An 18,454-nucleotide genomic window follows, 5' to 3' on the forward strand; every position below is an offset into this window, starting at 1 on the left:
CATGAAAAGGATGCAGCTCGCCGTCCTCGCTTACCCGCAAAAAGCGATCGACGCGGACAGAACATTTCCGTTCGACCCGTTGAACGTCAGCGTCTGCATGGTCCCCCGGGAGGCCGCGCTGAAATTATAGAAGGTCGCGTTATTGGAGGCATTCCCGCCCTGCTGCACGACATTGGACAAGCCCGGCGTCGCGCTCTGGTAGGCAATCGCATTTCCCGATCCATACATGCCGTAATAGGCGCATCCGGCGGGCGCGAATGTCGGGGCGGTTTCCGGGTTCCCGGAATAATTCGTCCCCTCCGTGACATATATGTTTCGAAGACCGGAAACCTCCACAAGCTCGATGTTATAGTTTCCCGATGTTCCGTTGACCGTGATGGATGTCTGCGCACTCGTCACCGGCGCGGCCATGACGACGAACGACACCGCCGGCAGGCTGCTCCTGTCCAGGAACACCGTCTGGCTTCCATTGAAGTTCGGCGCGGCGCTGCCCCCATATCCGATCGCCACGACGGTATTGCCCACGGTCGTGGCTTGCGGCATCGTAACCGTTATGCTGCCGGACGACGACCGGCCATAGGCCCGCTGCACCTCCGTCGGCGCGACGCTTCCCCCGCCCGGCGGCGCGGCCCAGCTCCCGTCGGCGCGCAGGTAATTCGCCGTGCCGCCGCCGCTGGCCGGCACCGCGCCCGACAGGCCGGCGGTAAAAGGCTGCATCAGCGCGGTCAGTTGCGCGGCGCTCAGCGCACCGGGCACGGCGCTGCCGCCGCCGACATTGCCCAGCACGCTGTCATTGGCGATCGCCCCCAGCGACAGCGTCACCGTGCCGGACGTACCGCCCCCCGCCAGGCCCGTGCCGGCCGTCACGCCCGTCAGGGTCGCGGGATTGCCGTCGCTGGTCCCGCAGGAAAACATCCCCGTCGCCGGCACATAGTTCAGATGGTTGCCCCCGCTGTCGGGGCAGGCCGGCAATTCCCCATGCCCGACCGGCCCCACGATCTGCGCGCGGGCGGGAACGGCCGGCACCAGGCCGGCCAGGATCAGCAGGATCGACAGGATCGTTTTCATTCCGAATACCATTGCGTTGTCGTGTTCTGCCAGAAGGTCGCGCCCCCGCCGGCCAGGATCGTGACGGGCACGTTCGCCACCTCCGCGTCGATCGCCCCGCCCGACGGCGGATAGACCAGCAGCGCCGCCGCCCCCCGGTTCAGCACCTTCTGCCAGGTGCCGGCCGGACCGGCCGTCAGCACCGCCCCCGTCCCGGCCGCCACGGTGGTGAACAGGTTGACGTCCGCCGCCAGCACGGCGGCCGAGCCCTGCGTGGTGCCGGCACCGGTCAGCGACCCGGCGAAGCTCTGCGGCGGCGGCGCCCAGGCCTGCCACGCCCCGTCCCAGGCATAGACCTGCCCGACATCGGTGGCGTAATAAAACCCCAGGCACCCGCTTGGAATATTCAGCGACGCCGGACGATCCGCCGCCGTGCCGTATCCGAAATAATCGGTGATCAGCGTGCTATGTCCCATCAGATCGGCACCCCGATTGCCTGCCCCGTCGGATCGGACAGAATCCCGATCGGGGCGATATCGCCATTGACCAGCGGCAGCACGCCGCCCGTCCCCCCGCCGCCCGACACCCAGCCCTGGGCGGTGCCGGCGCCGGACTGCTTCGACCACAGCGCCCCGGCCGGGCCGCCATCGCGCTGCAGGTACAGATCGCCGATCCACCCCACCACCAGCCCGGCCGGCGCGCCGAACCCGTCGATCACCCGCGCGCCATGATGCAGCACCACGATATCGGCCACCCGCGGCCCCGGTGCCGGCAACGCCGCGCGCGGCGGCCAGGGCGGCCTGGGTGGCGGCGGCATCCCGGGCGCCCCCCGGGCCGGCCGCGGCACCGCCGCCAGCATCGCCAGCAGCCGCGCCGCATTCACCGGGCCGGCCGCCGCCCCGCTGGGCCCGGCAGGCGGAAACGACGCCGGCAGTGTGACGGCAACCGGCCCCTCGGCCGGAATGCTGGCCACCGGCACGCCCAGCGCCTCGGCGATCACCTCGACATTGCGCGCGGTCGCCTGCCCGGCATCGCCCAGCCGCGACAGGAACTGATAGGCCGCCAGGGTCAGCCCCAGCGTGCCGGCGGTGACGAACGGGCGGTCCCCGGTCGGCAGGGTCTGGCGCGGCGCGGACGGCATCACTCCATCCCCGATTCGGTATCCAGGTAGAACCCGATCAGGTTGCGCCGCACCGGGTCCGTCACCTGCAGCCGCAGCACCCGCTGCCGCGCCTGGCCCAGCTTCAGCCAGCGCAGCCGCGTCAGATACGCTCCCTGCGCCCCCATGGACCGGCACAGCCGCAACGCGCTCCAGGTCCGAGCCCCGTCATCCGACCAGTCCAGCATGATCTGCGGATCGGCCCCCGGCGGCGTGTCGGCCGACCCGCTGACCGGCTGCGGATAGGTCCCGCCCGCCGGGTTCGACTGCGCCGGCAGGATCGTCCCCGTCACGTCGAACGCCCCGCCGGTCCCGCCATTCCCGGCGAAGGCCGCCACCGCCGCCCCCGGCGCCACGGTCAGGAAGACCGGCGGCGCCACCCCCAGCACCCGCGATCCGTCCGACCCCAGATATTGCGCGCCGCCCGCGCCGTTCAGGAACAGCGCCCGATTAGCCGGCTGCGACAGGTCGAAGAACCCGCTCGGCGCGGCCAGGAACAGATCGGCCAGTTGCGCCACGGCAAAGCTCAGCGACCCGAAGCGCGTGCAATATTGCGCGCCCTGCGGATTCGGATAGGCGTCGGCATACGATGCCATGTTTCCGAAAATCACCACCGACGTGCCGTCCAGATAGGCGACGGCATTCGTGTCGGCCCAGGCCCCCAGGGTGAAGCCCGACCAGTCGGCCGCCGCATAGGCCTCGCCCGAAACCGCGGGGCCAAGCTGCGTCGCCGTGCCGCCGGAATAGTGAAACACCCGCACCGTGTCCCACACGCTGGCATTGCCCCGATTGGCGGCAGCGTCCGACAGCCCGACCAGCAGGAAGGTCACCAGCCAGTCCGAGGAGCCGGGGATCGGCGTCAGGGACGGCTGGCCGGCATAGACGTCGGTGCCGCCCGGCTGCCCGGTGGCGATGTAATGATATTCGTCCGCGAACGGGATCTGCGCCGCCCCCGCCTGGTCCACCCAGTTCGCATTGTCGATGCTGTACATCGGCATCGTGCCGGTGAACTGCGTGGCGCCGTTCCCCGCGAAATGCGCGCCGACCAGCGCGTCATAGCTGACCGCCCCCATCGCGATCTTCACCATCGCGCCGTTTGGATAAGCCGGCCCGATCACCGCCTGCAGCTCCGGATTGGCGTTGGTGCCGGCCGCCGCGTTCGCCGCCATGTCGCCGCGGCTGAAATACAAATAATGGTTCGTGCCGCCCTGCCCGTCCGGCAGGAAGAACCCGACATTGCCGTTATAGCCCGCCTGGCGCAGCAGGTTGCTGCCCAGTTGCGCCGGATAGCGATATTCGATGACCGGCACCTGGCACGGCCCCCAGCCGGCCGTATTGCCCAGTTCCGGATACAGCCCGTTAAGGCCGCCGGAGACCGCCGCGCCGCCGACGATCTGCGCGATGCTCGGATAGACCATCACCACGCGCGGCACGTTGGGATATTCGATCTGGTAGCACAGGATCGGATCGTCGATCGTCTGGTCGCCGGCCAGGAAGCACTGGTTGGCGCCATAGATCGGCCCCGGACCGTTGACGTAATAATAGACGAACCCGCGAAAGCGCGGCGCCGCGCCGCTATTGACCTGATACAGCGCGATCCCCTGCCATTGGGCGCCGGACCCCACGCCGGCGGCCAGATACTGGCCCTGCATCAGCACCGAAGCGGCATTCAGGACATAACTCGACATGGTCAGCCCCGGCGCCACCGACAGGATGTCGGACTGCACGGTGCCGGACGCCAGGCTCCACGCCACCGCGCCCGCCTGCGACACCGCATTGACCGTGCCCCCGCCGATCGACAGCATGTTGCCGAACTGGTCGATCTGCACCGACGCATTGTCATATCCGGTGCCGGTGCCCGCGGTGTGGCCGCCGAATTGCGGCGCGGCCAGCACCCCCACCGGATCGGCCGTGCCGTTCGACGGCGCGACGCTCCAGCCCTGGCCGGACGGATTGCCGATCGGCGCCTGCGACGCCCAGTCCAGCGCGGCCGGCGCCAGCGCCGCGCCATTGGCATAAAGCTGGATCGTCCGGCCGGCCGGCGACACCGACAGCAGGACATTCACCCAGCCGCCCCACCCGGCATAGTCATAGGACGCCGTCACCACCGGATCGCCCAGCACGTCCGCCGCCCGCACCAGGATCTGCGCCGCCGGCGCCGTCCGGTCATTGACCAGCGTCAGCGAGAATCCCGGCCCGCTTCCGCCCGGCGCATTGCCCAGCACCACCCCGCGCGGCGTCCCGTCATCGGGCAGCAGCACCCACAGGCTGGCCAGCAGGTTGGTCAGCGCCACCGCCATGCCGCCCGGCGCCACGACCCGCGCCAGCGCCGACGGCGCCGCCAGCATCACCCCGGTGGGCTGGTACGGCACCATGACGGTGGACGAAGCCGCCGGCAGCCCCACCCCGGTTTCCACATCCAGCTCGAAGCGCCGCATGAACACCCGCCGCCGCGCGTCATGGACCGGCGGCGCGGCCAGCAGCCCGCGCATCGTCGCTCCCAGCTCGGTATAGACCGCGAAATTCAGTTGCCCGACCGTGCCGCTCAGCCAGTCGCCGATCAGGATGCGGTCATAGGCCATGATCGCGCCATTGCCGCGCCACCGCCCGATCGAACTGTCGGCGCCGGCCCCGGTCCAGGATTCCCGCTCGTGCCACAGCCCGGTCGCCACGTCATAGACCCAGCTCGCCGGCGCCGAGGGGAACAGCAGGTTGACGAATTTATGCCCCTCGAGCGTATAGCTGAAGCAGCGCGCATCGGCCCGCGTGGCATAGGACTGCCACGCCCCCTCGGTCGCATGGGTCGAGATCCGCTCGGGCTGGAATCCGTTCAGCCGGTAGAACATCCCGTCATCGCCCAGGAAGAAGACCGTATTGTCCTCCAGGCACTGCGCATGCGGCCCGGCGATGCCGCGCTGGATGAACGCCCCGTCGAAGCGCTGGAACGGGAAGGTCGGCGGCGCATTGCCCGCGTCGTACCACACCTCGGTCCGCGCCGCGCCGAACAGCAGCAATTGCTCGTGGGTGTTCACGATCGCCAGCAGCGGGTCCGCCGTCGCTTCCTTCGACGCGAACATCGTGCCGTCGAACGGCACCACCGCCCCCTGCGGCGAGAGGAAGAATTCCTGCGTCCCCGACCGGTTGAACACGAAATAGGTGTCGAAATAGACGACGCTGTCCGCCGGATGGAAATTCGGGTCGGTGATCTGCTGCACCCCGCCGGCGACCGAGTACGACCAGCCGGATTCCCCATCCACCCAGACCAGGTCCGTGCCGTTGGTGTCCATCGACACCGGCCCCGTCACCCAGGTCGCGCCCAACTCGGCCGACGACCCGTCCGGATCGACCCGATACAGCGCCTGCCCCGACACGACATACAGCACGCCGCCCATCAGGCACATGCCCTGCACCGGGCCCGCGCCGCACTGCGCGAAGGCCACCATCCCCGGGCAGCCCCACACCGGCACCGGCGTCTTGGCCCCCTTGGGCGCGAACTCGGCATAGAAATTGACGCAGCGCTGCGCATCCAGCGCCACCGACCGCGCCTGATAGGATTGCGCCGCGAAGGGCACCTGCTGCACCACCATCGCGCGCTACCCCGACCGCCCGGCCGGGCCCATGCCCGCGCCGAACAGCACCGATTGCGGCTCCCGGTCCCAGCCCTGCGCCATCAGCAGCTTGGCGGCGGCTTCCTGCTTCAGCAGCGCATATTGCCCCGGATTGCCGCCCGGCCTGGCCGACCCGTTATATTCCGGCCACAGCTCGGCCGCGAGGTTCCAGCGCAGCGCCGCCAGCCATTCGTCGGGGAAATCCGGCGCCGATTCCAGGCCGGCAAACGTCGTCAGCGGCCGCTGCGCGGTAAAGCGCAGCGCGCAGCGCGCATCCGACGGCGCCGGCCAGACATTCAGCACCCCCGAGCCCAGTTGCGGGTCATAGAAGAACTGCGTCACCGTGCCCGGCGTCGCCTTGTTCGGCAGGTTGGCGTAATCGATGCGCGACATCGGCACCAGCGGCACCTCGATCGGCTGCGCCCCCTGCGCGGCCAGCACCAGCCGGCGCCCGGCCGGCATGCGCAGCGGCCGGACCAGCGCCGCGGCATAGGACGCCGCCATGGCACCCCCCGAAGCCTGCGACGGCAACGGCGCCGCCAGGCTCAGCACCGCGCCCGCCACCGCCGTCACGCTGGTCCAGAACACCGTCCCGGCATCCAGCCACACGCCCAGCATGCTCCCCGCCGCGATCCCGGCGGCATCGGCCAGCGTCACGCCGGACGCCCCGGCCACCGCCGTCGCGGCCAGCCAGGTCAGGCCGGTCCCCGCCGTGGCCGCCGCATTGTCCGCCGTCGCCCCGCCGAGCAGATAGCGGATCTGCCCGGGCTGCAGGAACACGGTCACGTCCTCCTCGGCCCAGACATGAATGCCCGAGGCCTGCCAGGCCTGCACCATCGCGTTCAGCGCCGTGAACGCATTCTCCACCAGCCCCAGCCGCGGTACATCCTGCGGCCCCACCGCCCCGCAAAGGCGCAGCGCGCCCGCGATCATCTGGTACAGCGGCTGGCCGAACGGATAGGTCGTGGTGCCCTGCGCTTCCACGTCCCATCTCTGAACCACGGCCAGCGCCTCGTCGGCCTGCACCTTCAGCGCCTGCGCGATCTCGGGCGGCGTGCCGTATTCGGCCGACAGCCGCCATGCCAGTGTCAGGCGCAGCGCGTCCAGCCATTCGGGCGGGAAGTCCAGATCATCATTCAGCGTCTGGACGCCCAGAAGCTGCCGCTGGGCCGTGAAATGCACGGTCGCGGTCGCGTCGGCCGGCGCCGGATAGAGGGATATGATCCCGCTATCGACCTGCGGGTCATAGAAGAACTGGACCGGCACCCCCTGCACGGTCTTTCCCGACAGATTGGCGTAATCCAGCCGCGACATCGGGATCAGCGGCGTCTCGGTGCCGGAGGCCGACACCAGCCGCATCCCCACCACGCGGAGAGGACGCGGCGACGCGACGGTGTATTGCGCCTGCCCAACCGTCAGCGCCTGCGTCATCTCGGTCTGCGTCCAGACATGGATGCCGTTGGCCTGCCATCCCTGGATCACGGCATTCAGAGAATAGCGCGCATTCTCCACCTGCCCCCATGTCGGCAGATTCTGAGGCGCGCACCCGCCGCACAACCGCAGCGCGCCCGCGATGATCTGGTAGACCGGCTGAGCGAATGCCGAAGATGTGGTGCCCTCTCCCTCGACGTCCCATTTCTGGACCCCGGCGAATTTCTCCGCCGCCATCGCCTTCAGCATCTCGAAGCGCGGGGCCGGGCAGTCATATTCCGGCGCCAGTTCGACGGCGAGCGCGAAGCGCAGCGCCGAGACCCATTCCTGCGGCACGTCCGCGGTGTTCGCGGCATTGGCGACATCCTGCAGCGGCCGCTGGCAGGTGAAGGTCACCGCCGTCAGGCCGTTCGACGGCGCCGGGAACAGGCTCAGCACCCCCGATCCCAGTTGCGGATCGTAGAAATACTGGGCGGGCGGCCCGTTCGGCACGGTCTTTCCCGACAGGTTGGCGTAATCCAGCCGCGACATCGGGATCAGCGGCGTCTCCACCCCGGTCGCCAGCGTCACCGCCCGCGCGCCGATCACGCGCAGCGGCCGCGCGAACGGAGCCGCATAGGCCACGACCTGCGCCCCGGCGCTGGCCTGCGACGGCAGCGCGCCGGTCAGCGTGACCGACGATCCGGCCACCGACGCGATGGCGGACCAGAACACCGCCCCGCTATCCAGCGCCACCCCGATCGTATCGCCCACCGACAGGCCGGCCGCCGACACCACCGACAGAACGGCCGCACCCGCCGCCGCACTGGCGCTGCTCCGGGTCGCGGCATAGGTCTCGGATGCATGGTCCGTGCCGGCCACGCCGATCACATAGCGTGCCTGCCCCGGCTGCAGGAACACGGTCGCCTCGGTCTGGGTCCAGACATGCACGCCCGAAACCTGCCACGCCTTGATCAGCCCGTTCAGCGCATCCAGCGCGTCCTGGAATTCATTGTCCGGCGGCGTCTCTCCGCTGGCGATCGCCCCGATCAGCCGCAGCGCGCCGTTGACGATCGAAACCGTGCCGGGGTTCCAGCCTGCCGTGCCGCTCGTCGTCATGCCGCCCCCGGCCAGTTCAGCGCCGCCCCGGGCGCGCTCAGATCCAGCACCTGGTTCTGCGGCGGGTCGCCCAGCATCCCGACAGCGCCCGGCAGCGGCGCGGTCAGCGTGACCGAAGCCCCGGCCACCGAGGCCACCTGCGCCGTCACGTTCACCCCGCTATCCAGCATGATCTGCAGCCAGTCCCCCGGGCCGATCCCCGCCGCCGACTGCACCACGATCACGCGCGCCCCGGCCTGCGCCGGCGCCGCGATGGTGGTGCCCACCATCATGAAGCGGTTCTCCTGCCGCGGCCGCGCCAGATCCACCGTCTGGTCGTCGGCGATCCCCACCGCGAAATCCTGCGGCTGCTGCGGCTCCCACCTTGCGCGGTCCACCACCGCCTGGCCGGTCTGCCCGCCCGGAATGGTCCGCGTCTTCGACCGCCGCACCTTGAAGCCCGACAGGTCGTCCAGCACGTAATGATCGCCGGGATTGTAATACCAGGGCTCGCTCACCCCATCCTCCCATCAGAATTGTGGAACACCCTTGATCATCTCGAGATCGAGCGTGAACGTGGCATTCGCCGCCGCCCCGATCGTGCTCAACAGGATCGACCCCGTCGCCCCCGCCGCCCGCGGATTGGGAATGCCCTGGAAACGCCGGAAATCGAGATGCCCGAACCCCGACAGCGTCACCAGGTCCACCGGCTCGGTCCCGTCCCATTGCAGCCGCACCGCCATGTCATGAACGTCATAGACGATACGGACCAGTTTCAGATGCACGCCCGGCACCTGCCCCCGCACGGCAAAGGCCGGGCTCTGCGCGTCGACGATCTTCACCGCGCTCAGCCCCGTCCCGTCGCTGACATCCGTCATCCGCACGATCAGGTTGCGCGGACCATTCGCGATTACCTGCGTGGTCGTTACGTCGGCCATCGTCCGTCCCCCCGCAGCCCGCGCCTACGCCGCGCCGGGCGTAATGCAGACGATGGCATAGGTTTCGCCCGATGCCGGCGTGACCGGCGCCGCCGTCACGTTGGCGAACGTCACCCCCACGCTGCCCGCGCCCGCCACCCGCATGCCGACGATCCCCAGCCCCGCCTGGGCGCCGGGCTTGTTGACCGCCAGCACGACGTCCCCGGCCGCGACGCCCGGCACCGGCAGCATCTGCTCGGCCGTGCTGTTCGCCGCCACGGCGCCCAGCACCGGCACGACCGCATAGAGCGTCAGCGCCGCGACCCGCGACACCGCCCCGATCTGGATCCCGGCCGCCGCCGCGATCCCTTCGGGAAAATTCGTCGGATTCCACTCGGACATGTCACATCTTCCCCTTCATCCCGCCGGAGCGCGGCGGCCGGGCCCTGCCGGCCGCCGCCCAACCCGTTCAGCCGCCCCGCGTCTCCTTGCGCACGCGCGGCGTCCGCCGCCCCGGCGCCACCTTCGCGGGCGGCTTTGCGGGCGATTTTTCAGGCGACGGGGCCACGCCATGATAATGATGGTGCACATGCACCTCGCCCACGCGCGGCACGGTTTTCATGCGGGCGACGGAATTTTTTCGTTCGGACATGATACGGCCTTTCGTTTTTCAGATCCGGGGCTTTGCCCCGGACCGCGATTCGTTCAGACGCCGGGCGTTCCGTACAGGCCGCGCCAATCCGCCCAATAGCCGGAATAGCGCTCGTAACAGGCCGCCTTGGCGTTCTTGGTGTCGAAATCGTTGTCCTGATCGAAGGAAATCGGGTCGCGCTCGAAATAGGTCAGCGAATTCGGCACGTTGGTGCGGATGAACCACGCCGTCTGGCTGGTGAAGTAATGGTTCAGCTTGATCCCTTCGGGGAACGCGTTGGTCGCGCGCAGCACGTTGATCGCATTGTTCGCCGTATCGTTCTGCAGCACCGAATTGCACACCCGGTTCGCCTCGAACCACAGCGCCGACGGTACATTCAGCGTGCGCGGCAGGGCCGAGATCCGCATGCCGCGATTATTCTGGCACTGCATGATCTGGATGGTCAGGTCCTCGATCGCCGCTTCCGACAGGTCCGCCGCCGTCGCCAGCAGGTTGGACTGCATGCCCGACAAGGTCGGGTGCAGGTTCGAAATCAGCGACGCCCCGTCCCCGCCGGGGGCCGAGGCCGAGAAGGCCATGTTATAGATCCCGGCCAGCACGTTCTCCTTCGTCTGGCGCATCGAGAACGCCAGTTGCGCCGCCCGCCGCTTGGACACGGTCTCGTACAGATTGTCGCGCAGCTCTTCATAGGTTACGATATAGCCCAGCGCATAAGCCACATGTGTGAACCGGCTGACCGATCCCTGCGATTCCACGTCGTAATAGATCTGCTGCCCCTGCGGCTTCACCGGCGCCAGGCCGAATCCGGTGATCTCGACCTCTTCCTCATACGCCTTGTCCGAGGTCTGCCTGTCGAACAGATCCAGATATTCCACGCGATGTTCGTCATAGCTGCGCCCCCACCAGGCCTTGATGCCCGGCCACAGCGCCTTCGGATGCGCGCCTGTCGTAATGACGGCCATGATACAGCCTCCTCAGATACCGGTGGTGCTGGTGATCGCATGCAGATTGATGCGGCACAGCCACCTGGCGTTCGCACCGATCGCATTGTCGATCGACTGATAGGCCCGCAGGATCCGCATCTGCCCGCCGGCCGCCGTGCCCAGACTGCTCGATTGCAGTTGCCAGCCCGACAGGCTGGACACGGTCGACCCGGCCCCGGCCACCAGGCTGGCGTTGCTCGACGCCGCCCCGGCCGGCAGCGCCCCGCCGATCGAATCCTCCTGCACGGCAAAGACCAGGTTCGGATCGTCCGCGACGTAGATATAGGCCGCCTGCCCCGCCGGCAGGTACGGCGTCTGGTTCTGCAACACGGGCAGCACCGTCTCGCCGGCATTATTGGCGATGCCCTGCATCACCCCGGTGATCGGGCCCGACGCCCCGGCGGCGGCGATCCCCACCGCCGGCACGCCGCTGGCATCGGCGGCGCCGCCCAGCGCCAGCACCGGATCGCCCAGGAACAGGGGCGTCGCGTTGGACGCGGGCACGTAATAGACCTGCACCCCGCCGCCATAGGGCGCGCCGGACGCATAGGCCATCGGCCGCAGGCCGAATGGAGAATTGGCATTCATCTGGCAGAACCTCTGCAGGATTGAAAGGACGGCCCGCTGTACAGGGGCCGGTCGTCATTGCCTGGTCTGCCTGAACCGGCCCGGCGCCGTCCTGGCGCGCCGAACCGGATATGATGCGGGGCGCTCCCCGCCTTGCCTCACGCCCGCCTCAGCGCCGTTCCTCGCGAATGGAAATGCCCATGTCACGCGGCACATATTGCGCGTTGCGGTCCGCGCCGGTCGGCCCGCCGGGCACGCGTCCCTCGCGAATCTGGGCCATCAGGTCCTGGTGGCCCGCTTCCTGCGCCGCCATGTCCTCCCGATACCATTCGACCGGGACCTCCATCAAGTACGCAATCAGCGGACCGCCCCCGCGTGCGACACCCACCGTCATGCACACGGGTTTTCCCGAATCGTCCATCACCTGGGCATAGCCCGCGTCCTGGGCGCGCGCGATGCGCCCCGGCTCGTCGTTGAACCAGTGCCGGTGATATCCCTCCCGGTCGGGGTAGGCCAGTTTCTGCTCGCGCAGGCCGAACGGCCGGCGCGACGGCGCGCGGCGCCCCCGGGCCACGGCGGCCGCGCGCGCCGTCTCCTGCTGCGGCATCTTTCCGCCCTTCTCGTCGCTCATGCTTCGTTCTCCCAGTAATATCCGGCCCATTCCTCCTTGGTCAGCGGCTTGCCCTTGCCCGACAGGGCACGGGCATAGCGGTCATATTCCCGCTTGACCTCGGGCGGCAGCGCCTCGAACCCGCGCGGGTTCGCGCCCCGCCCCGCCTCGCCGCGCGACGGGCTGACCGCTGCCGGCGTCTCGCGCCGCCGGTTCTCGAACAGCGCGGGATGCAATTGCCGTATCTTGCGCCGCGTGATCTCCAGCCGCTCCGCCAGGCTCAGCCCCGCATGCTGCCGGTCCACCGCCGACTGGATCGCAATCGCATCCTGCCGCGCCTCGTCATGCGTGCCAAACCAGGGATTCGCCTGAAGGAAGGCCAGGATTTCGGGGGCCGGCGCAGCCTGTGCCTGCGGGGCCGCCCCTCCCTCCGCCGGCACGGGCGCCGCGCGCGGCGGCGCGCTCTCGCGCAGATCCTGCAATTCCCGGTCGGCGGCGGCGAACGCCCCGGTATCCCCGCTGGCCACCGCCGCCTGCCGCCGCGCCTCGATATCGCGCACCGCACGCTGATAGGCGCGCTCGTCCGCCCGCCGCGTCCGTTCCGTCAGGTCCGCCAGCGCCTTCTGACTGTCGCGCAACTGCGCCTGCATGCTGGCATAGCGCCCGTCCAGCGCGCGATATTGCTGCTGCAGGACCGGCAGCAGATTCATCCCCCGATCCAGGAAATCCCGTGCCGGACGCCATTTTTCCACATCGCCGCGAAATTCCCCACGCGGCAGCCAGCCCATGCGCCGCGCCTGGGCCTCGATTTCATCCGTCGCGGATGCCGCCAGCCCGCCATCCTCGCCCGCGCCGCCTTCCGGGATATCCCCAGCCGGCCCGTCGCCCGCCGGCATGCCGTCACCCGGCATATCCCGAACCGACGGGGTCTCGTCCGCCCTGTCCGCATCCCGCATCGCGTCACGCTCCAGCATGCGCCATCTCCTTTCCGTCCTGTTCCGTATTTCCCGCTTCGGCATTCCCCGCTTCGGCGGCCACGCCGATCGCGGCGATGCAGCGCTGCGACATCAGCCGGTACAGCCGCCCATCCTCGCCGCGCAGCAACTGCCCGGCATAACGTTCGAAATAGACCCGGTCCCCCGGCGCGGGGATGCGCCCCACCCATTGCCGCGTGCCGTCGTCGTTCCAGCGAAAGGCCGCCGGCCCCACCGCGATCACCGTGCCATGCTCGGCGGCCAGGGTCTGGCGCTCGACATAGCCGGCGGGCAGTTGCACCGCGCCGCTGGTCATCTCGGCATGCACGTCGGCCAGCACCAATATCTTGTCGTCCAGCGGCACATAGCCCGCCCGGTTCACCCCATCCCAATCCGACATCACATATTCCTGCTGGTCGAATTTCAAAATCCGCCCCTCACGCATCGCCTGCCTCCCGTCCATAGAACGCCATCATCGCCTCCCAGCGCAGTTCCGCGATCTCCTCCGCCACCGCGGCCCGCCCCCGTGCCTCGTGCTCCTCCGCCAGCACGATCGTCCCGGCCCGCCACTGCTCCAGCATCCGCTGCGCGACGCTATCGCGGTAATCCATCAGGAACAGCAGCACCGCCCGCGTCACCGGATGGTGGCGCCACATCCGGAACGCGTCCTCCGTCAGGTCGCCCAGCATCTCCAGCCGCCGCGCCCGCAAATCCCGCGCCGCTTCCGGCATCTGGTCCGCCCGCTCGGTCATCACCTCCCTCCTCCTCCGAAATCTCCCGCGCCATCCGCGCGATCTCCTGCACGTCGCGCAGCGCCTGCCCGTCGGCCCGCCGCGCCTGCGCCAGGTGCAGCACGGCATCCGCCAGGGCCGCGACCCGCTGCGCCTGCTGCTGCCCCGCGCGGATCTCCATGTCCCCGGCCTCGCGCCGCGCCCGCAATTGCAGCTCCGCCAGCCGCGCCATCGCCTCGGCGTCCGGCGCCGGCGCGTCGCGCAGCACGTGCTCCACCTCGCCGATCGCGGCGGCGGCAAAGGCCCGCCTGCGGATCTCGCGCCCGTCGCACCAGGGATCGTCCTTGAATCCCAGCAGGAAATTCGCCCGCGCCATCTGCTGCATGTCGGTCACGATCTCGGGGTCCGAGACCGGTTCCACCCCGCCGCCCTGCGCGTAATCCGCCCGCCCGACCCGGAAATAGGACGCGCCGATCCGAAACCCCACCTCGTCGGGCAGATAGATCCGGTTCAGCCGGTGCAGCTTGCGAAATTCCTGTCCCAGCGCGCGATGAATCCGCTTGAAGATGGCGCTGAACACTTTCAGTCCCTGCTGGATCACCGCCAGGCCCAGAATCCCCGGCACGTTGCTGCCCGGCATCGCGCCCGACAGCACGTCCTTGACCGACGCGATCTCCCGTCCGGCATCGACCAGAAACCCCAGCAACTGAAACAGGACCGGATTCGGGCCGGGAAATTGCAGCGGCACCAGGTTTTCCCGCAAGGCCGCGCCCGGCGCGTTCACGACCTTGTATTCCCCGACCTGAAAGCGCACCGCCCCGCCATTCAGCGACATCCCCGATCCCACGAACCCGCCCCCGGCATTGGCCAGGTGCGCGGCGTCGAACATCTGGTTCAGGCTGGTATTCACCGCCGCGTTCAGCGGATGCAGCAGCGCGCCGAATCCGATGTCGTAGATCACGGAATCCGGCGACGGGATAAACGAATATTTCGTGTAATACCCGATCGCGTCGATCCGGCGTACCCGGTGGTCGTCGCGGCCGAACATCACCCCCTCGCGGTCGAACCCCGCGACGATCCGCGCCAGCCGGCCGGAATCCCGCGCGATCGTCACGATATAGGGTTCGGCATACCCGTCCCCGTCCAGGTCCAGCCGCCGGTGCTGTTCCAGGAACGTCACCGGCGCGTCCCCGTCCTCGCCCGCATCATGGTTGGCGCCATACTTCGCATCCAGGAACAGTCCCGCGCGGATCCGCTCCTCGACCTCCCACGGATACAGGTCGATCTCCTCGGTGATGCGCGGCGCCGTGGCGAAGGATTTCGCCCGGTAGTCGATGCATAGGCGCAGCGGGTCCACGGTCTCGCTGACATTGCGCTGCAGCGCCGGGTCGAAGTAGGTCTTGCGGAACATCGTGCCGACGATGGACAGTTGCAGCAGCAGCGTGTCGGTCTGCTCCTCCCAGTCCGGCATCTCGTCCAGCAATTGCCAGCTCATGTGCCGGCCGATCGCATCCGCCCGCGTCCGCTTCGCGCCCGGCGGCACCAGCCACAGCGGCGCGCCGTCCGGGCCGCGCAGCACCTGCCCCGGCCGCGACGGATCGCGCAGGGGCACGCCGGAATCGTCGCCCAGCACCGTGCCCCGCACCACGTCCCGGTCGCGCACGATCCCCGGATAGGCCCGGGCCGCGAACTGCACCGCCGCATTGGCCAGCAGCGGATAGATCACGTTCGATGCCCCCGGCCAGGGATAGGTCTTGGGCTCGCTCACCTGCCGCGCCAGGTCCAGCCAGCGATGGCAGCTCTCCTTCCACGCCGCGCGGCTCTCCTCGTCGGCGCGATAATCCCGCGCCACCCGGTCCGCCACCTGCCCGCACGTCGCCTCGTCCAGTTCCACGGCGATGTTCGGGCTGTCGATCCACCGCGCCAGACGATGTGCCAGCGCCATGTCCGGCATGTCGGACAGGCCCCCCGGCCCGTCCCAGGGCCCGTCCTCATGTCCGTCCTCATCTATCGTCCCGCTCATCGCCCCGCCGCTCCGGCCGAGAATTCGCCGCATACATGCTCGGGCACCACCGGCGGAAAGGTGGCGAATGGCTGCGGCGCCAGTTGCCCCGCGCGCGGCGCGCCCCGCGGCACCAGCACCACGGTCACCTGCGGCGGAAAACGCCGGCAGACGATATCCATTCCCTCGACGCCATGATGGCGGCACTGGCGGCACGTCCGCCGCGCCGGGCCCAGATGGGCCGGAATCACCAATCCTGCCATGTCAATATCCCGTAATGTCCGACCGTGTCCGGTCATCCGGCGCCGGCGGGCCGTCTCCCCCCGCGCCGTCCCCACCCGCCCCGTCCGCCCCGCGCAGGCCGGGGCCGAACAGCCGCGTCGCGGCGTATTGCAGCGCGTCCGTCACATGCGACCAGCGGTTCTTCTCCGGCCGGTCGGCATAGCGCTCGCCGCCGACCCGCATGCGCCGATACTGGTATCCCCCCATCAGCGCCCGGCGCAGGACTGCGCAGCGCGGATGCAGCACGAATCCGGGCTCCGCCCCGTCCAGCAGGGTCCGCAGCGGCCGCCGCACGCTCTCCAGGCGGATCGCCAGGCCCTGCATTCCCGCCTCGATCGCGATCCCCTGCGCATGCAGGATCTCGAAACAGGTCCGCTCGTCGGTCTGCGCCCGCTGCATGCCCGCCGGATCGCCGACGTCGACAAAGCGCGTATGCGGAAAATGCTGCGCCGAATGCCGCGCCACCCGTTCGGCGAACCGCGCGACCCCCATCGCCGTCGCCACCAGCTCGTCCACCACGATCCACTGCCCCGACGGCAGCAACTGGCTGAACACGCAGGCCGGCGTCAGCCCGAAATCCCAGCCGCGATAGACCGGCAGGCCCGGCACCGTGCGGCATGCCCGGCAATGGAAACTATCGCTGTATTCGCCGAAAACCGGCCGCCCCTCCATGACGAAGCCATAATCCCCGTCGATATAGACCTTGATCCATTCGTCGCTTTTCCCTACCGCCAGCCGCTGGTAATAGGCCGGCGGCAAATTCTCCAGGTTCTCCGCCTGCGCCGAGCGTCCCCCCGGCTGCTTGAAGATCCGCGCGAACCGCGCGACCGTCATGTCCGGCACGATCCCGGCCATCGCCGCCACCGCCGGCCCATGATCCTTTTCCTCGAAGAACCGGTACCAGTCCGATTCCGCGTCGGGCGGGTTCGTGTCCATCAGCACGCCCGACCAGCTCGCCCCGCCGTCGCGCCGCGCCGGATAGCGCCCGACACGCCCCTGCACCGCCTCGATGATCGCCCACGGCACCTCGCGCGCCTCGTTCACCCACGCGCCCGTCAGCTCCAGCGACAGCAGGTTGCCGACCTGGTCCGGCCGGTCCAGCGCCCGGAACAGCAATTCGATCTCCGCCGGCGCCTCGTCCCCCTCCGCCACCATCCGGTCGATGACATAGGAATGCTCGGTCGGCTTCCACCGCCCGAACCGCGCGGGCGGAAACCATTGGTGCACCGTGCGGATGGTCGTATCCTCCAATTGGCGGTACGAATTGCGGATCACCGCCCAGCGCGTGCGCCGCACCCCGTCCGGCCCGGGCGCCTGCCGCAGCCCCCGCACCACGATATCCCAGACGCAGCCCGAACTTTTCCCCGACCCGAACGGCCCCATCAGCCCCCGGATGAACGCATCCGATTCCATGAAGCGCCGGATCGTCGGCACCGATTCCCGGTTATAGGTCAGCGCCGCCATGCCGGCCGCCCGCGCCACCCCTATCGCCGCGGCCCCGGGCTCCCGCCATGCGGCCCGTGATCGGCCGCCGGCGTCGATGCCATCCGCCCGCCGCGCGGCGCGCCGTGGCACGGCACCGCCCGCGCCGTATCCTCCAGCATCTTCGCCCCCGCATCCGCCCCCACATCCGCCCCTGCGTCCGCCGCTGCGTCCCCCCGCGCACCCGGCGCGCCACGCCTGCCGCTCACCCGCGCCAGGGGAACCACGCCGAACGCCCCGTCCTCGCCCGGCACGCGCCCGGTTTCCGCCATCTGCTTGTGCTGTCGCATACGCGCAACTCCCCCTTCACGGCCGCGCATTGCGCGACCCATGCCAAGAAAACCGATTATTTTATCACCAATGGTGAAAGGTCGCGCTTCAGCGCACCACCACCGTAAACAATGCCGGCGGATCGGCCGGCCTGCCGTCCCGGCCCAGATGCTGCCGCACGTCCTTCAACATCCCCAGATGCCGCGCCAGAAGATCCAGGCTCGGCGTCCGCGGCGCCAGGCGCACGGTAAAATGCCCCGCCTTGTCCCACGACCAGCCCAGCACCGCGCAGCGCACGTCCTCCGGCAGGCGCGCCACGTCCTCCGGCCCGTCCAGCCTGTGCGCCGCGATCACCCCCACGTCATAGAAGGCCAGGCGCATCAGTTCGGTAATCACCCGATCCTGCCGGACCTGTACCCGATCCAGCCGCGCCGCCTTGCCTTGCGCGATCGCCGCCTTCACCCGCGCTTCGCCCAGCAGCCGCGACCCGTACCGGTCCGCCGCCTTCGGGTCGTAGCCCGCCCGGATCGCCGCCCGGGTCGCATTCAGGTCGATCAGATATTCCGCGACGAACCGCTCCTGCCGCGGCGTCAGCCCACGCGTGTCGCCCGCCTTCGGCATCCCGCACCCCCTGCGAAAATTCCCGTTATCGACACTATAGA

20 protein-coding genes are annotated in these 18,454 nt (G+C 69.4%); all 20 read right to left on the reverse strand.

The genetic code is table 11. The features are described 5' to 3' along the window. Positions 1-30 precede the first annotated feature (30 nt). The 20 genes from AAC691_RS10990 to AAC691_RS11085 all read right to left on the reverse strand — a co-directional run bounded on the left by AAC691_RS10990 (position 31) and on the right by AAC691_RS11085 (position 18,413). Positions 31-1,068 (reverse strand): hypothetical protein, encoded by a 1,038-nt coding sequence (locus AAC691_RS10990; RefSeq protein ID WP_342630088.1) that lies wholly within the window; start codon positions 1,066-1,068, stop codon positions 31-33. Next, entirely contained in the window at positions 1,065-1,523 is a 459-nt protein-coding gene (locus AAC691_RS10995; RefSeq protein ID WP_342630089.1) for a hypothetical protein, read from the reverse strand. The genes AAC691_RS10990 and AAC691_RS10995 overlap by 4 nt, the downstream gene beginning before the upstream one ends. Then, positions 1,523-2,188 (reverse strand): hypothetical protein, encoded by a 666-nt coding sequence (locus AAC691_RS11000; protein WP_342630090.1) that lies wholly within the window; start codon positions 2,186-2,188, stop codon positions 1,523-1,525. The genes AAC691_RS10995 and AAC691_RS11000 overlap by 1 nt, the downstream gene beginning before the upstream one ends. Continuing rightward, positions 2,188-5,793 carry a hypothetical protein gene (locus tag AAC691_RS11005; RefSeq protein ID WP_342630091.1) on the reverse strand — a complete coding sequence of 1,202 codons (3,606 nt, stop codon included), beginning with the start codon at positions 5,791-5,793 and terminating at the stop codon, positions 2,188-2,190. Before AAC691_RS11005 ends, AAC691_RS11000 begins: the two co-directional genes overlap by 1 nt. A gap of 6 nt (positions 5,794-5,799) precedes the next feature. Further along, positions 5,800-8,343, reverse strand: a complete 2,544-nt coding sequence (locus AAC691_RS11010) for a hypothetical protein (protein WP_342630092.1) — start codon at positions 8,341-8,343, stop codon at positions 5,800-5,802. Beyond that, the gene (locus tag AAC691_RS11015) at positions 8,340-8,840 is read right to left on the reverse strand and encodes a hypothetical protein (protein ID WP_342630093.1); all 501 of its coding nucleotides are present in this window, start codon (positions 8,838-8,840) and stop codon (positions 8,340-8,342) included. The genes AAC691_RS11010 and AAC691_RS11015 overlap by 4 nt, the downstream gene beginning before the upstream one ends. Before the next feature lie 12 nt (positions 8,841-8,852). Then, entirely contained in the window at positions 8,853-9,260 is a 408-nt protein-coding gene (locus AAC691_RS11020; RefSeq protein ID WP_342630094.1) for a hypothetical protein, read from the reverse strand. A 24-nt stretch (positions 9,261-9,284) separates the two neighbouring features. Further along, positions 9,285-9,641 carry a hypothetical protein gene (locus tag AAC691_RS11025; RefSeq protein WP_342630095.1) on the reverse strand — a complete coding sequence of 119 codons (357 nt, stop codon included), beginning with the start codon at positions 9,639-9,641 and terminating at the stop codon, positions 9,285-9,287. A gap of 67 nt (positions 9,642-9,708) precedes the next feature. Beyond that, a complete protein-coding gene (locus AAC691_RS11030) occupies positions 9,709-9,891 on the reverse strand; it encodes a hypothetical protein (RefSeq protein WP_342626913.1) in 183 nt (60 codons plus the stop codon). Between the two features lie 53 nt (positions 9,892-9,944). Then, entirely contained in the window at positions 9,945-10,853 is a 909-nt protein-coding gene (locus AAC691_RS11035; RefSeq protein ID WP_176641390.1) for a hypothetical protein, read from the reverse strand. Between the two features lie 12 nt (positions 10,854-10,865). Beyond that, the gene (locus tag AAC691_RS11040; protein WP_342626914.1) at positions 10,866-11,462 is read right to left on the reverse strand and encodes a hypothetical protein; all 597 of its coding nucleotides are present in this window, start codon (positions 11,460-11,462) and stop codon (positions 10,866-10,868) included. A gap of 148 nt (positions 11,463-11,610) precedes the next feature. Beyond that, positions 11,611-12,072 (reverse strand): hypothetical protein, encoded by a 462-nt coding sequence (locus AAC691_RS11045; protein WP_342626915.1) that lies wholly within the window; start codon positions 12,070-12,072, stop codon positions 11,611-11,613. Beyond that, positions 12,069-13,025 (reverse strand): hypothetical protein, encoded by a 957-nt coding sequence (locus AAC691_RS11050; protein WP_342626916.1) that lies wholly within the window; start codon positions 13,023-13,025, stop codon positions 12,069-12,071. The genes AAC691_RS11045 and AAC691_RS11050 overlap by 4 nt, the downstream gene beginning before the upstream one ends. Then, the gene (locus tag AAC691_RS11055) at positions 13,012-13,470 is read right to left on the reverse strand and encodes a co-chaperone GroES (RefSeq protein WP_342626917.1); all 459 of its coding nucleotides are present in this window, start codon (positions 13,468-13,470) and stop codon (positions 13,012-13,014) included. Before AAC691_RS11055 ends, AAC691_RS11050 begins: the two co-directional genes overlap by 14 nt. Next, complete coding sequence (locus AAC691_RS11060) at positions 13,463-13,681, reverse strand: hypothetical protein (RefSeq protein ID WP_342626918.1); 219 nt, start codon at positions 13,679-13,681, stop codon at positions 13,463-13,465. Before AAC691_RS11060 ends, AAC691_RS11055 begins: the two co-directional genes overlap by 8 nt. After that, the gene (locus tag AAC691_RS11065) at positions 13,620-15,779 is read right to left on the reverse strand and encodes a co-chaperone GroES (RefSeq protein ID WP_342626919.1); all 2,160 of its coding nucleotides are present in this window, start codon (positions 15,777-15,779) and stop codon (positions 13,620-13,622) included. Before AAC691_RS11065 ends, AAC691_RS11060 begins: the two co-directional genes overlap by 62 nt. After that, entirely contained in the window at positions 15,776-16,021 is a 246-nt protein-coding gene (locus AAC691_RS11070) for a hypothetical protein (protein ID WP_342626920.1), read from the reverse strand. Before AAC691_RS11070 ends, AAC691_RS11065 begins: the two co-directional genes overlap by 4 nt. Position 16,022: 1 nt before the next feature. Continuing rightward, the gene (locus tag AAC691_RS11075; RefSeq protein ID WP_342626921.1) at positions 16,023-17,522 is read right to left on the reverse strand and encodes a hypothetical protein; all 1,500 of its coding nucleotides are present in this window, start codon (positions 17,520-17,522) and stop codon (positions 16,023-16,025) included. A 2-nt stretch (positions 17,523-17,524) separates the two neighbouring features. After that, on the reverse strand, positions 17,525-17,812 hold the full coding sequence (locus tag AAC691_RS11080; protein ID WP_342626922.1) for a hypothetical protein: 288 nt from the start codon (positions 17,810-17,812) through the stop codon (positions 17,525-17,527). An 88-nt stretch (positions 17,813-17,900) separates the two neighbouring features. Next, positions 17,901-18,413 carry a terminase small subunit gene (locus tag AAC691_RS11085; protein WP_342626923.1) on the reverse strand — a complete coding sequence of 171 codons (513 nt, stop codon included), beginning with the start codon at positions 18,411-18,413 and terminating at the stop codon, positions 17,901-17,903. Between the last annotated feature and the right edge of the window lie 41 nt (positions 18,414-18,454).

The organism is Nguyenibacter vanlangensis, assembly GCF_038719015.1.
Classification (GTDB): domain Bacteria; phylum Pseudomonadota; class Alphaproteobacteria; order Acetobacterales; family Acetobacteraceae; genus Gluconacetobacter; species Gluconacetobacter vanlangensis.